At 72.4% G+C, this 13,402-nt stretch carries 12 protein-coding genes; 8 read left to right on the top strand and 4 right to left on the bottom strand.

Going from position 1 to position 13,402, the window contains the following annotated elements; all coding sequences use genetic code 11:
* The first annotated feature begins 123 nt into the window (after positions 1 to 123).
* The 3 genes from WME73_RS02075 to WME73_RS02065 all read left to right on the top strand — a co-directional run bounded on the left by WME73_RS02075 (position 124) and on the right by WME73_RS02065 (position 4,208).
* On the top strand, positions 124 to 1,815 hold the full coding sequence (locus tag WME73_RS02075) for a ribonuclease J (protein WP_437743895.1): 1,692 nt from the start codon (positions 124 to 126) through the stop codon (positions 1,813 to 1,815).
* Positions 1,812 to 2,930, top strand: coding sequence for a CHAD domain-containing protein (locus WME73_RS02070; protein ID WP_437914588.1), 1,119 nt, complete (start codon positions 1,812 to 1,814; stop codon positions 2,928 to 2,930). The genes WME73_RS02075 and WME73_RS02070 overlap by 4 nt, the downstream gene beginning before the upstream one ends.
* Positions 2,931 to 3,104: 174 nt before the next feature.
* On the top strand, positions 3,105 to 4,208 hold the full coding sequence (locus WME73_RS02065; protein WP_437914587.1) for a hypothetical protein: 1,104 nt from the start codon (positions 3,105 to 3,107) through the stop codon (positions 4,206 to 4,208).
* 61 nt (positions 4,209 to 4,269) lie between these two features.
* Here the strand turns inward: WME73_RS02065 and WME73_RS02060 are convergent, their stop codons facing one another.
* The 4 genes from WME73_RS02060 to WME73_RS02045 form a co-directional block, all read right to left on the bottom strand.
* Entirely contained in the window at positions 4,270 to 4,839 is a 570-nt protein-coding gene (locus WME73_RS02060; RefSeq protein WP_437743892.1) for a peptidylprolyl isomerase, read from the bottom strand.
* 161 nt (positions 4,840 to 5,000) lie between these two features.
* On the bottom strand, positions 5,001 to 6,212 hold the full coding sequence (locus WME73_RS02055; RefSeq protein ID WP_437743891.1) for a thiolase family protein: 1,212 nt from the start codon (positions 6,210 to 6,212) through the stop codon (positions 5,001 to 5,003).
* 237 nt (positions 6,213 to 6,449) lie between these two features.
* Positions 6,450 to 7,259 (bottom strand): TPM domain-containing protein, encoded by an 810-nt coding sequence (locus WME73_RS02050; protein ID WP_437914586.1) that lies wholly within the window; start codon positions 7,257 to 7,259, stop codon positions 6,450 to 6,452.
* Positions 7,259 to 7,885 (bottom strand): LemA family protein, encoded by a 627-nt coding sequence (locus WME73_RS02045; protein WP_437914585.1) that lies wholly within the window; start codon positions 7,883 to 7,885, stop codon positions 7,259 to 7,261. Before WME73_RS02045 ends, WME73_RS02050 begins: the two co-directional genes overlap by 1 nt.
* 214 nt (positions 7,886 to 8,099) lie before the next feature.
* Here WME73_RS02045 and WME73_RS02040 point away from each other — a divergent pair, with 214 nt between their 5' ends.
* The 5 genes from WME73_RS02040 to WME73_RS02020 all read left to right on the top strand — a co-directional run bounded on the left by WME73_RS02040 (position 8,100) and on the right by WME73_RS02020 (position 13,341).
* Positions 8,100 to 8,636: an ureidoglycolate lyase gene (locus WME73_RS02040; RefSeq protein ID WP_437743888.1), complete on the top strand. Its 537-nt coding sequence runs from the start codon at positions 8,100 to 8,102 to the stop codon at positions 8,634 to 8,636.
* Positions 8,637 to 8,650: 14 nt separating this feature from the next.
* Entirely contained in the window at positions 8,651 to 9,487 is an 837-nt protein-coding gene (locus WME73_RS02035) for a TrmH family RNA methyltransferase (RefSeq protein ID WP_437743887.1), read from the top strand.
* Positions 9,488 to 9,500: 13 nt separating this feature from the next.
* Positions 9,501 to 10,199, top strand: a complete 699-nt coding sequence (locus WME73_RS02030; RefSeq protein WP_437914584.1) for a hypothetical protein — start codon at positions 9,501 to 9,503, stop codon at positions 10,197 to 10,199.
* Between the two features lie 211 nt (positions 10,200 to 10,410).
* Positions 10,411 to 12,807, top strand: coding sequence for a (Fe-S)-binding protein (locus tag WME73_RS02025; protein WP_437743885.1), 2,397 nt, complete (start codon positions 10,411 to 10,413; stop codon positions 12,805 to 12,807).
* A gap of 378 nt (positions 12,808 to 13,185) precedes the next feature.
* A complete protein-coding gene (locus tag WME73_RS02020) occupies positions 13,186 to 13,341 on the top strand; it encodes a hypothetical protein (protein ID WP_437531283.1) in 156 nt (51 codons plus the stop codon).
* Positions 13,342 to 13,402 lie beyond the last annotated feature (61 nt).

Raw genomic sequence — 13,402 nt, 5'->3', positions numbered from 1 at the left:
AGGGGACGGCGAGCCGATGTGGGTTACGTCTTGAAGAAGTCGTCCTCTCTCTTTCAGACCAGCTCAGCAAGCCGCGGGCCGTAGGCCCCCGGCGCCCTGGGTGGCAGCCCCCCTCCACCAAACGTGCATCCCGAGCAGAGCGCCCCCGCCCCGAGCCAGCTCCCCCCGCCAGCGCCGTCCACCCTGCGGCTCGTGCCCCTCGGAGGGCTCGGCGAGGTGGGGATGAACTGCCTCGCGCTCCAGCAGGCCGATGGGCTGCTGCTCATCGACTGCGGGGTCACGTTCCCGAGCACGGACCTCGGCGTCGACGTGTATCACCCGCGCTTCGATCACGTGCTCGCGCTCCGTGATCAGGTGCGCGGCATCGTGCTGACGCACGGCCACGAGGATCACATCGGCGGGCTGCCGTTCCTCCTGCGTCACCTCGACGTCCCCGTCTGGGGCCCGCCGCACGCGCTGGAGCTTGTGCGCTACCGGCTCGCGGAGCACGCGCTCGAGGACAAGGTGCGCCTGCTGCCCACGCAGGTCGGGCGCGAGGTCGCGATCGGCGGCTTCGTCGTGGAGCCGCTCCGGGTGACGCACTCGATCGTCGACGCGACGGCGCTCGCGATCCACACGGCCGCGGGGCTCGTCGTCCATACCGGGGACTTCAAGCTGGACCCGACGCCGCTCGACGGCGAGCCGACCGACGAGGCCCGCTTCCGGGCGCTCGGCGACGCCGGCGTCCGGCTGCTCCTGTCCGACAGCACCAACGTGGACTCGCCCGGCGAGGCGGGGAGCGAGCGCGCCGTCGCCCACGCGCTGGCGGAGCTCGTCGAGACCGCGCCGGCGCGCGTCGTGGTCGGCGTCTTCGCCTCGAACGTCCAGCGCCTCCTCGCCCTCGGTCAGGCCGCGATCCGCGCGCGCCGCAAGATCTGCCTGCTCGGCCGCAGCGTGCAGACGCACGTGCGGGCCGCGCAGGCCGTGGGGAGGCTCCCGTGGCCGAGCGACCTGCTCGTCCCGCCCGAGGTCGCCTCCTCGATGCCGCGCGAGCGGCTCCTCGTCATCGCGAGCGGCACGCAGGCCGAGCGGGCCTCCACGCTGACGCGGTTCGCCTCGGGGACGCACCCGCTCCTGCGCCTCGAAGAGGGGGATCGGGTCGTGCTCTCGAGCCGCGTCATCCCGGGCAACGATCGCCCCGTCGTCGATATGATGGCCGGGCTGCTCCGCCTCGGCGTCGAGCTCGTGACGTGGTCGACGGATCGGCGCGTCCACGCGAGCGGGCACGCGCACCGGACGGAGCAGGCGCGCATGATCGACCTCACCCAGCCGCGCAGCTTCCTCCCCGTGCACGGCGCGCTGCACCACCTGACGCGGCACGCGGAGCTCGCGCGGGAGCGCGGCGTGGCCGAGGTGCTCGTCGCCGAGAACGGCCACGTCGTCGAGATCGGCAAGGCGCAGCCGCTCGGCCGGAGCGGCCGGGCCGTCACCGGCCGGGTGGCGACGGCGGGCGGCGAGGAGCTCGGGGAGGAGGTCCTCCGGGAGCGAGCGAACCTCGGTCGCTCCGGGGTGGCCTTCGTGTCGCTGGTCGTCGATGTGCACGGCGCCCTCGCGGCGCCGCCGCAGGTCCTCGCCCGCGGGGTCACCGGGGAGCTCGAGGGCGGCGCGCTGAGGGCCGCGGCGCGCGCGGTCGCGCAGGCGGTGAACGACTGCGAGCCGCGCGCGCGGCGCCGCGACAACGACATCATCGAGATCGCCCGGCTCGCGGCGCGCCGGACGCTCGAGGCGAAGCTCGGGAGGCGCCCGCTGGTGACGGTGGCGCTCACGCGCCTGTGACGCCGCTCGAGGGGAGCCCCCCGCCCTCGGGCGGCGGTGGCGCCGGAGCCGGCGACGGCGCGAGGCTCTCCGCGCGAGATTTCCTGGATCCAGTGCTGCTCTCCCACATCGAGCGCGTCCGCGCCGATGCGCGGCGCGTCGTCGCCGCGAGCGAGCAGGGCGAGAGCGCGGAGCCGGACGCGGAGGCGGTGCACGACTTCCGGGTCTCGCTTCGCCGGCTCCGGACGCTGCTCAAGCCGGCGCGACGCATCTACGGCACGAGGCGGCTCCGCCCCGTGGCCGAAGGGCTCCGTGAGTTCGCGCGTGCGACCGGCGCGCTGCGCGACGAGGAGGTGCTGCGCGAGACGCTCACCGCGCTCGATCTGGACGAGGCGGCCCGGGCGGCCGTCGCAGGATGGGTCGCGCAGCGCGCGCGCCGCGAGCGCGAGGCGAGGGCCCACATCGTCGAGCTGCTCCGGCAGGATCGCCCGGGCGGCGCGGGCGCGACCCAGGCCGACGCGCCGGCCGCGGGCGACGCGGGCGCGACCCAGGCCGACGCGCCGGCCGCGGGCGACGCGGGCGCGACCCAGGCCGACGCGCCGGCCGCGGGCGACACGGGCGCGACGCAGGCCGACGCGCCAGCCGCGGGCGAGCGGCTCCGGCTGGAGCCTCACCTCGCGCGCCTCGAGCGGCGCATCTCGCGCCGGAAAGCGAGGAAGCGCGGCGCCGAGGCGCTCGCGAGGCGAGCGATCGGTGATGCCCTGGACGACGTGCGCGCGCTCGCCGCGAGCGACCCGGGCGACGGCGCGGCCATGCACGCGCTCCGGATCCGCTTCAAACGGCTGCGCTACTCCGCCGAGACGTTCTCGCCGCTCTTCGGAGAGCGCGCCGAGCGCACCGCGAAATCCGCGTCACGGATGCAGCGCCGCCTCGGCCAGCTGCACGACGCCGACGAGGCGCTCGCGCAGATGAGGAGCGCGGAGGAGCTGGCGCCCGACGCGCGCGCGGCCGTCATCGAGGCGCTCATCGCAGAGCGGGCGCGGCTCGCTCACAAGGCGACCGAGGAGCTCGCGCGGGAGCTCGAGACGCTCACATCGCTCTGGTCGGGCGATCCCCGCGCGCTCCCGAGCGGATGACGCAGCGCACGGGGCGCGGTGCAGCAAGGAGCGCCGCAGCAGGCGCGCTTCGGACGGGGCGAAGGGTCACCGGGATTGCCGGCTGCGGAGCTCGCCGTGCGGGCGGGCGCTTCGTGGTACCGTCGGTCGGGCTCCTTCGAACCGAGGCGAAGCCCGCCGATCCCGGAGGTCGTGTTGCGCCGCTCTGCCTTCCAAAGCGTCACCGCGCTCGTCGCTCTCCTCGCGGCGAGCGCCTGCACCCAGGACTTCGACCAGTTCGAGCCCGAGCTCTTCCCGGCGCCATCCGGGAGCGGCTCCGGCGGGGCCAGCAGCTCCGGCGGAGCTGGAGGAGGCCAGACGGCGGCTGGGAGCACCACGAGCAGCAGCAGCAGCGGCGGCGCCGGCGGCGGCGAGCGGTGCACCAACGGCGAGGATGACGACGGCGATGGCGCCGTCGACTGCGCCGACGACGACTGCGGAGGGTTCGCCTGCGTCGCCGTGCCCGAGGACTGGCAAGGGCCCGGCCTCCTGTACCAGGGCCCCGAGGCCGCGGACGTCGCCTGCCCCGAGGGCTTCTCCGAGCGGGTGGACGTGGGCGGCCGCGATCCCCTCGACACACCCGCGACCTGCAGCCCGTGCGCGTGCGGCGCGCCGACCGTGGAGTGCGAGGCGCCCGCGGTCACGGTGTACGTGGACGGCGCGTGTGACGGGGGGAGCGCGACGCTGCCGGTGCAGGCGGAGAACTGCATCAACCTCGGCGACTTCCAGCCCGGCAGCTACAGCGGCGAAGCGCCCAACGTGGATTCGGCGGCGTGCGCCGCGTCGGGCGGCGAGGCGATGTTGCCGCCGCCGCGCTTCGGTATCGAGGGGCTCGTGTGCGCCCCCGGGGCGGACGCCGGCGGATGTGAGGCCGACGAGGCCTGCGCCCCGCGAGAGATCGATGCGCCGTTCGAGCAGGGCGTCTGCGTCTGGCGCGACGGCGAGCGGAGCTGCCCCGAGGGGTTCGGCGAACGACACGTGTTCGCGAGCTCGATGGTCGACAACCGCAGCTGCACGCGGTGCACGTGCGACACGGACGGCGTGCGCTGCGCGGCGACGCTGACGCTCTTCGAGCAGACCCGCTGCCGGGGGCCCGCCGAGACCGTGCCGTTCAACGGGGACTGCGTCGGCGATCCGTCCCCCGCCGCCTCGGTGTCGATCGAGGTGACCGGAAGCGGCAGCTGCCAGCCGCGCGGCGGCGACCCCAGCGGCGAGATCGAGGAAGGCGACGACAGGATCACCGTCTGCTGCGCCCGCTGAACGAGCGAAGCACCGCGCTGGCCGCGCGGCGCTGAACGGCGCCGCGCGGCGCGCAGCGCGCCTACTGCCGGAAGATCTCGACGCGCTCGAGGACGACGTCCTGGTTGGGCCGATCGCGCGTGGTCGCCACGTTGGCGATGCGGTTGACGATGTCCTGCCCGCTCACGACCTTGCCGAACACCGTGTGGCGGTTGTCGAGGTGCGGCGTCGGCCCGTCGGTGATGAACCACTGCGCGCCGTTCGTGTTCTTGCCGGCGTTGGCCATGGAGAGCACGCCGGCGCCCTCGTGCCTCAGCGAGGGGTTGAACTCGTCGGCGAACTTGTACCCGGGGCCGCCCGTGCCCCAGAGCTGCGCCTTGTCCGAGTAGCGCGAGAGCGGGTCACCGCACTGGATCATGAACCCCGAGATCACGCGGTGAAAGCGGACGCCGTCGTAACAGGGCGTCCCCTGCATCCCCTGGCCGGTCTTCGGATCGGTCCAGTTGATGGTGCCCATGGCGAGGCCGACGAAGTTCTTGACCGTGTTGGGGGCGCCCTCCTCCTCGAGCCGGACCGTGATGTCACCGAGCGAGGTCTTGAGCCGAGCGTGAAGCTTGCCGGTGCCGGGCACGTTGATCGGGGGGAATTCCATCAGGCCTTCTCCTTATTTTTGGCCGCCGAGGCGGCGCCGTCAGTTCTTGGCCGCCGAGGCGGCGGCACCAGCCGAGGGAGGTGAGCCGCTGGCCCCCCTTCCTGCGTTCTGCTGCGGCGGTCTTATCTCATCTGGCGCCGCGAACGAGCGGCGAAATGACCTCACGCGCGCTCGAAGAGCGTCGCTATGCCCTGGCCGACGCCGATGCACAGCGAGGCGACCCCGACCTTGGCGCCGCGCGCGCGCATCGCATGCACGAGGGTGCACGCGATGCGCGCGCCCGAGCAGCCGATCGGGTGCCCGAGCGCGATCGCTCCGCCGCGGACGTTGACGCGCGCCGGGTCGAGCTCGAGCGCGCGCGAGCACGCGAGCGCCTGCGCCGCGAACGCCTCGTTGAGCTCGAAGAGGTCCACGTTGGGGACGCGCAGCCCGGTCCGCTGGAGGAGCTTCTTCACGGCCGGGATCGGCCCCTCCCCCATGAGGTTGGGATCCACCCCGGCGGTCGCCGTCGCGATCACCCGCGCGCGCGGCGTCGCGCCGGCGGCCTGCACGGCGTCGCCCGAGGCGAGCAGGAGGGCCGCGGCGCCGTCGTTGAGGGGCGACGAGTTGCCCGCCGTGACGGTCCCGCCCTCGCGGAAGGCCGGCTTCAGCTTCGACAGCGCCTCGAGCGAGGCGTCGGCCCGCACGCCCTCGTCGCGCTCGAACAGGACGGGCTCGCCCTTCTTCTGGTGGACGAGCACGGGGACCACCTCGGCGGCGAAGCCCCCCGACTCCCAGGCGAGCGTGGCGCGCTCGTGGGAGAGGAGCGCGAACCGATCCTGCTCGTCGCGGCTGATGCCGTGCTTCTTGGCCACGTTCTCGGCCGTCTCCCCCATCGACTGGAGCTCGAACCGCGCGGCCATCTTCGCGTTCGGATAGCGCCAGCCGAGGGTCGTATCGTAGACGGTCGGCGCGCTCCGATCGAAGCGCTCGGCCTGCTTGGGCATCGTGAACGGCGCGCGCGTCATGCTCTCGACGCCCCCCGCGATCGCGCAGTCGGTCTCTCCGGTGGCGATCATCCGCGCGGCGTCGGCCACCGCCTCGAGCCCCGAGCCGCAGAGGCGATTCACCGTGACGCCCGGGACCTCGTAAGGGAGGCCGGCGAGCAGCGCGGCCATGCGCGCGACGTTGCGGTTGTCCTCTCCGGCCTGGTTCGTCGCGCCGAAGACGACGTGATCGAGGCGCGGCGCAAGCGAAGGATTGCGACGCACGAGCGCGTCGAGGACGTGCGCTGCGAGGTCGTCGGGGCGAACCGTCGCCAGGGCGCCGGCGTAACGGGCGATCGGGGTCCGGACAGCGTCGACGACGAAGACAGGGCGCAGGGCAGCAGCCATGACGAGAGCGTAGCGTCGCCTGGTCAGCGCGCAGCGGGAGATCGCGCGCGCCCTGGAATCTCCGATCGGTTCGACCCGCGCCGCGCCGGCGTCGATGTCGTGTGTGCCCGCCCGGTCACGCCAGGGGTGAGCACAGCGGCCGATCGAAAGGCCGGCGCGGACGCCGACCGATCGGCCCGATCCGTCCTGCACAGCCCGATCCGTCCTGCACAGGGTGAAGAGGCGGCGCGCAGCGGCTCAGTAGCTATCGCTGGATCCGCCCCCGCCGGAGCGACCGCCGCCGCCGCCACCGAACCCGGACCCGCCGCCGCCGCTGCGGCCGCCGCCGCCGCCACCTCGGAAGAGGATCGCCTGGAGGACGAGCCACAGGAACCAGCGGAAGGAGGGCGAAATCAGCGCCAGCACGAGCGCCGCCACGATGGCGATGACCGTCACGCCGACCTTGATCGGCGAGACCGGAGCGGGCGCCGGCCGGGCGTCGGGCGCCGGGCGCCGTTCCTCCTCGGGTGTCCCGGCGACGAGCGTCCTGGCGATCTCTGCCGTTCCCTGGTCGATGGCGTCGCGGAATCGATCCTGCCTGAGCAGCGGGTTGATGGTCTGCCGGATGATGTCGTTCGACTGGAGATCCGTGAGCGCTCCCCCCACGCCCTTGCCCGTCTCGATCCGGACGCGCCGCTCGTTCGGGGCGATCACGAGCAGAACGCCGTTGTCGGCCCCGCGCTGGCCGAGCTGCCAGGTGTTGAAGGCCTCGTAGGCGACGTCCTCGATCGTCTCGCCTTCGAGGGATCCGGCCACGAAGGCGACGACCTCGAACCCTGTCTCGCGGCGGATGCGATCGAGCTTCGCGTCGAGAGCGCGGATGTCGGGCGGATCGAGCCGCCCAGCGGTGTCGATGACGTGCCCCGTGAGCGCCGGCGGCGTGAAGTCGGCCAGGGCCGGCCGCGCGACGAGCGCGCAGACCAGCGCGAACGCGGCCGCGACGGCCCTGGCCACGGCCCGCAGCCGCGCCCCGCTCATGCCGACCCGGCGCATCGCCGCGCCCCTCATCAGAACGAGACCTTCGGCGCCGACTGGACCTCGGGAGAGGCGGTGAAATAGACGCGCGGCTTGAACGGCTGGCCCGTCGCCTTGTTCACCACCTGGCCCCGGATCTTCAGGAGCTCCGCGTTGTACTCGCGCGCTGCCTGGTTGTACTCCTGGCGCGCTCGGAGGATCCGGTTCTCGATTCCCTCCAGCTGGACCTGGAGGCTGTGGAAGCCCTGGTTCGCCTTGAGATCAGGGTATTGCTCCTGCACCATGAGGAGCCGCGAGAGCGAGCCGCTGAGCTGCTCCTGCGCCTTCTGGAAGGCCTGCACCTTCTCCGGATCCGTCAGATCGTCGGCCTTGAGCTGGACGCTGGTCGCGCGGGCGCGCGCCTCGGCGACGCTCGCCAGCGTCTGCTCCTCGTGCTTGGCCGACCCCTTCACGACCGCCACCAGGTTCGGGACCAGGTCGTAACGCCGCTGGAGATCCGCCTCGAGATCGGACCATTTCTGGGCCGCGATCTGATCTTTCTCGACCAGCACGTCGTAGCGCTGGCAGCCGACGACGGACGTCATGACGGCGAGCACCACCAGGAACAGAGAGGCCACCGCGAGGCGCTTCCGAAATATCGATTTGTGAACAATCCGCATGACTGGCTCCAGGGTCGCTTGCATCACCCATCGGGTAAGCGTCGCGAGGCGCCCTGCAAAACCCGGCCCCATGGCGCTCGCGGCGGGCTGGCGTGCTGCGGCGCGCCCGCGACGTGATACCCTTTCCCTGTCGTGCCCTCGGCCGGCGCGCTCCATGCACCGCGCAGGAGAGCCTCAGGGAAGCCACACGCGTGGCAGGCCGCCACAGTCGCCCATGACGATGAGCCACCGCCCGCGCATCGCAGCCCATTCGCTCAGCCCCGCAGCTTATGCGCCGTATGGCGACATCCTCATGGCCTCGCCGCACGGCGAGCCCGGCAGGCCTGCCAACCAGGGGACGGCGCGGCGCTTCGATCACCTCGCCGCGATCGAGAACCTCCGCCCCGGGCACGCCTCGCTGAACGTCTCGGTGTTCCGCTGCGCCCCGCGCTCGAGCTTCCCGCTCCCGATCGCCCTGCTCGAGAAGCACCCCGGCTCGACCCAGGCGTTCGTGCCGATGAGCGCGCGGCGCTACCTCGTCGTCGTGGCCCTCGGCGGCGACAGGCCCGAGCTCACGACGCTCGGCGCCTTCATCGCCCACGGCGCCCAGGGCATCACCTATCGCCCCGGCGTGTGGCACCACCCCATGATCGCGCTCGACGCCGAGGCCGACTTCGTCTGCCTGGCCTGGGAGGACGGCTCTCCCGGCGACTGCGCCGTGGTCGAGTACGCAGAGAGCGAGCGGATCGCGGTCGCGATCGACCTGCTATAGAGGCGCCCCCCGCCATGCGCCGCTCGACCCCCAATTGCTCGTTCGTCGCGCAGGAGCAGCGAAGGCTGCTCGCCGCGCTCGACTCCCTCGACGTCGCCGACGTCGCCCGCATCCTCGAGGAGTTCGTCACGGACGAGCGCAGGGCCCGGCTGCGCGGCGTCATCGCGGCGCGGCTCGACGCCGTCACCGTGGCCATGGATGCGCCACACGATCCGCACAACGGGGCCGCCGTGCTCCGCTCCTGCGACGCGTTCGGCTTGCAGCGCCTGCACATCATCGAGCGGGCCGAGCAGTTCCTGGTCTCGAACACGGTCTCGCGCGGCTCCGAGCGCTGGGTCGACGTGCGCACGCACGTGACCACCGAGGCCGCGATCGCCGCGCTCCGCGCCTCGGGGCACGAGCTCGTGGCGACCCACCCGGAAGGCGAGCTCACCCCGCGCGACCTCTCGAGCATCCCCCGCCTCGCGCTGGTGCTCGGCAACGAGCGCGACGGCATCCGCCCCGACCTGGCCGCCGCCTGCGCCCGCGCCGTGCGCGTCCCGATGCGCGGCTTCGCGGAGAGCCTCAACGTGAGCGTCACCGCGGCGATCCTGCTCGAGCACGCGACCAACGGCCGTCCCGGCGACCTGCCGGAGCCCTACCAGATCACGCTCTACGCGCGCGCGCTGGTGCTCACCGTCCCCCACGCGGCGGAGATCCTGGCCGCGCGGGGCATGCACCTGCCCCTGCCCCTCGGAGGAACGCCGCCCCCTCCCCCGAAGCCGCGCGGCCCCAAGCCGCGGAAGCCGCCCGCGCCGCCCACGCTCGAGACGCGCAGCGCCGGCGCCCCAAGGGAGCCTGAAGGCGGATAACATGCAGCCCCCCATGCGAAGCCCCGGTCCCCCGCAGCGCGAGCCGCGCGCCCGTCGCGCCGCGCCGCGCCCGCCGGCGCCTCACGGCCTCCGCGCGCGCCTCGCCCGCGCGGCGATCGACGTCGCGCGCGTCGCGCGCGGCGCGACCGCCCTCGCCCTGCTCCTCGCCGGCTGCATCGAGGTGCCGCCGCCCCCGCCCAGGCCGCCCCTCCAGCCGAAGGACATCAAGGTCCCCGAGGGCGTCGGGCTCGAGATCGCCTGCACACCGACGGGGGTCGAGCTCTGCTTCGACGCCCGCGACAACAACTGCAACGGCGTGATCGACGAGGGCTGCGGGCTCCACACAGGGATCCTCCAGTTCACGATCGCCTGGGAGGAGCCCGAGGCCGACGTCGATCTCAACGTCTATGACCCGGCGGGAGAGCTCGCCCGCGTCGGGGAGCCGACGGCGAGCGGCCTCATGAAGGACCGCGACTGCCCGCGCGTGAGCGGCGAATGCCAGGAGCAGAACGTGGAGAACGTCTTCCTCACCGAGGGCGAGCCGGCGCGGGGCCGCTACCGCGTCGTCGTGCGGCTCGACAAGCTGAACGACGCGACGGCCCCCATCCGCGTCCGCCTGAGCGCGCGGGTCGGCCAGCGCTCGTACAGCATGGCGCTCGATCTGTCTCCCTCCGCCGCGACCGAAGAAAAGAGCGTCGAGTTCACGCTCTGAGCCGCTCGCGGGGCGCGCGCCGCCCGCGCCCCGCCGCCGCGCGAGGAGCCCCCAGCGCGCACCGACGTATCCGCCCTTGCAAGAACAGAAATCCGGCGAAGGCGCCCCGCGCGCTCCCTCGCCGCCGCGCGGTTGACGTCCGGCAGTCGCCCACCTTAAAAGATGTGGCCATTTTACACCTGGAGACGCCCCGCGAATGAATCCCACGTGGATGCTCACATTGCTCGTCGGCCTCTTCGCCGCCTTTGCGTGGAGCGCCAACCGGCGTTGGCAGCTCCTCAAGGTCGGGCGCGGGGAAGACCGGCTCGACCGGATCGCCGAGCGCCTCAAAGGCACCTGGGAGTACGCCTTCCGGCAACGGAAGATGGGTTACTACCCGCTCGCCGGGCTGGCGCATAAGCTCATCTTCGTCGGATTCCTGGTTCTCCTGCTCCGGACGCTGATGCTGTGGGGGCGCGGCATCGACCCGTCGTTCGATCTGTGGATCCTGGGGCACGAGCCGGTGCGGCTTCCGGGCATCGGCGCGGTGCCGCTCGGCGGAATCTACGAGTTCGTGAAGGACGTCATGGCCACGCTGGTCGTGATCGGCGCGCTCGTGTTCATCTACTACCGGGCGATCAAGCGCGAGCGGCGCATGACCCTGTCCGGCGAGGGGCTCCTCATCCTCGGCATCATCGTCACGATGATGGTGAGCGACATGCTCTATGACGGCGCCTCGCTGGTGCTCCACCACCGCTGGTCCACGGCGGCGTGCGGCCCCGCGGACGCGGCGCTCTGCGAGCGCGTCGCCACCGTGACGGCCCCGTTCGCGGGCGTCCCCGCGGACCCGGCGGCGCTCCGCTGGCACCTGTTCCCGGCCCCGGCGGGCTCGCTGTTCGCCGTCCTCCTGAGCGGCGCCAGCCCGGGGACGCTCGTCGTGCTCGCGCACATCGGGTTCTGGACGCACGTCACGCTGGTGCTCGTGTTCCTGAACCTGCTCCCGCACTCGAAGCACTTCCACATCATCACGTCGATCCCGAACGTCTTCACGCGCGACATCGAGGCGCGCGGCCGGCTGCCGCTCGTCGCGGGCAGCGCCGAGGCGATCGGCGAGATGGTCATGAAGGCGGCCGAGGAGCCCGAGAAGGCCGCCCCGGTCGGCGTCGCGCGCATCGAGGACTTCACCTGGAAGGCGATCCTCGACTTCTACACGTGCACCGAGTGCGGCCGCTGCAGCGACAACTGCCCGGCCCACAAGACGGGCAAGATCCTGAGCCCCAAGCAGCTCACCCTGGACCTGCGCGATCACCTGTACGGCCGAGAGGGGGAGTTCATCAACAGGCCGGGCGGCGCGCGAGGCGAGCCGCGCGCCGACGGCCACGCGGCCCAGGCGAACGGGCAGGCCACCGACGGGGCGGCGGCGCAGGACGGCCAGGCAGCGGAGGCGGCGGAGACGGCGGAGACGCAGGAACGCGCCGAGCACGCGGAGCAGGCGGCCCCGGAGAACCCGGTCCCGGTCCCCGAGGTCGCGTACAAGCCGGTCGACCTCGTGGCGAACGTCGTCCATCCGGACGTGCTCTGGGCCTGCACGACGTGCCGGGCCTGCGAGGAGCAGTGCCCGGTGATGATCAGCTACGTCGACAAGATCGTCTCCATGCGCCGCCACCTTGTCCTCGTGAAGGGCGAGTTCCCGGCGGAGCTCGGGAATCCGTTCAACGCGATGGAGGTCAACGGCAACCCCTGGAACCTCGCGCGCATCGACCGCGGCAACTGGGCCGAGGGGCTCGAGATCCCGACCATGGCCGAGAAGCCGCAGGCCCCCGTGCTCTACTGGGTCGGCTGCGCGGCGAGCTACGACGACCGCGCGAAGAAGATCGCCCGCGCGACCGCCAGGCTCCTGAAGGCCGCCGGCGTCGATTTCGCCATCCTCGGCCAGGAGGAGACCTGCACCGGCGATCCGGCGCGCCGCGCGGGCAACGAGTACCTCTTCGCGATGCTCGCCGAGCAGAACGCCGCGACCCTGAACGGCTACAAGGAGCAGGGCGGCGTCCGGAAGATCGTCACGACCTGCCCCCACTGCTTCAACACGCTCGCGAACGAGTACCCCGACTTCGGCGCGAAGTTCGAGGTCGTGCACCACACCGACTTCCTGCTCGGCCTGGTCGCCGAGAAGAAGCTCGTCCCCAGCAAGCCGGTCGAGGGGAAGGTGGTCTTCCACGACTCCTGCTACCTCGGCCGCTACAACGACGTGTACGAGCAGCCGCGCGACATCCTGAAGCGCATCCCCGGGTTGCAGCTCGTCGAGGCCGAGGGGTGGAACCGGCAGAAGGGGCTCTGCTGCGGCGCCGGCGGCGCGCAGATGTGGATGGAGGAGCAGAACAAGGACCGCGTGAACGTCAAGCGGACACTGCAGCTGCTCCAGACGGAGGCGAAGACCATCGCGACCGCCTGCCCGTTCTGCCAGACGATGATCACCGACGGCCTCAAGGATCAGTCCAAGGAGGAGTCGATCCGCCAGCTCGACGTTGTCGAGCTGCTCGAAGAGAGCTGCGCTCTCGACCGCTCGGCCGGCAGCCGCTCGGCCGCCGTTCAGGACGCCGCCGAGACGGCCGCGTCCGCCAGCGCCTGATCCGCCAAATTCCGCCACCATTGCACGCTGGAGCGGTACGTCATGCAGGCCATGACGCGCCGCTTCAGCGTGTTCGCCTACATGTGCGCCCTGGAGCAGGCCTGATGGTGTTCAGGCACAGCCTTCTCGTGCGTCCCGTCTCGGCCTGAGCTAGATTCGGCCCTGCCGCCGGAGGTGGATGTGATTGAAGGCGCTCTGAAGGGGACCACGAACCTGGACCCCTGCCCTACGCCGGAGGGGACCGCAAGTGCGGATTACCGGCTCACAGGGACACTGGCCCATACGATTTGCGTCTCGGTCGACGCGATCGCCGACAATGCGCTGCGCGCGCGTCAAGCAGCCTCAGGCGCAACCGAGCTCCGCTGCGACGTGTGCAACGTGGCCATCACGGGGGAGCCCCACGGGCGCGGCCTCTACGTGTGGTCGCGCGGCGACGAGCTCCGGTTCGAGGAGCCTGCCCTCTGCTGCCTCTGCTCGGTCGCCATCGGGATGACCGCGCTGTCCGCCTGGAACGTCGAAGAAGAAGAGGGCTGATCGCCCGCGGCCTGCCCGAAGGCGCGGGCCCCACCGCCCTCCGGCGCCCGCCGGACGGATC

The organism is Sorangium sp. So ce302 (genome assembly GCF_051530145.1).
Classification (GTDB): Bacteria; Myxococcota_A; Polyangia; order Polyangiales; family Polyangiaceae; genus Sorangium; species Sorangium cellulosum_B.
The sequence above is the reverse complement of the archived record's forward strand: the minus strand, read 5'-3'. Positions and strand labels throughout refer to the sequence as shown.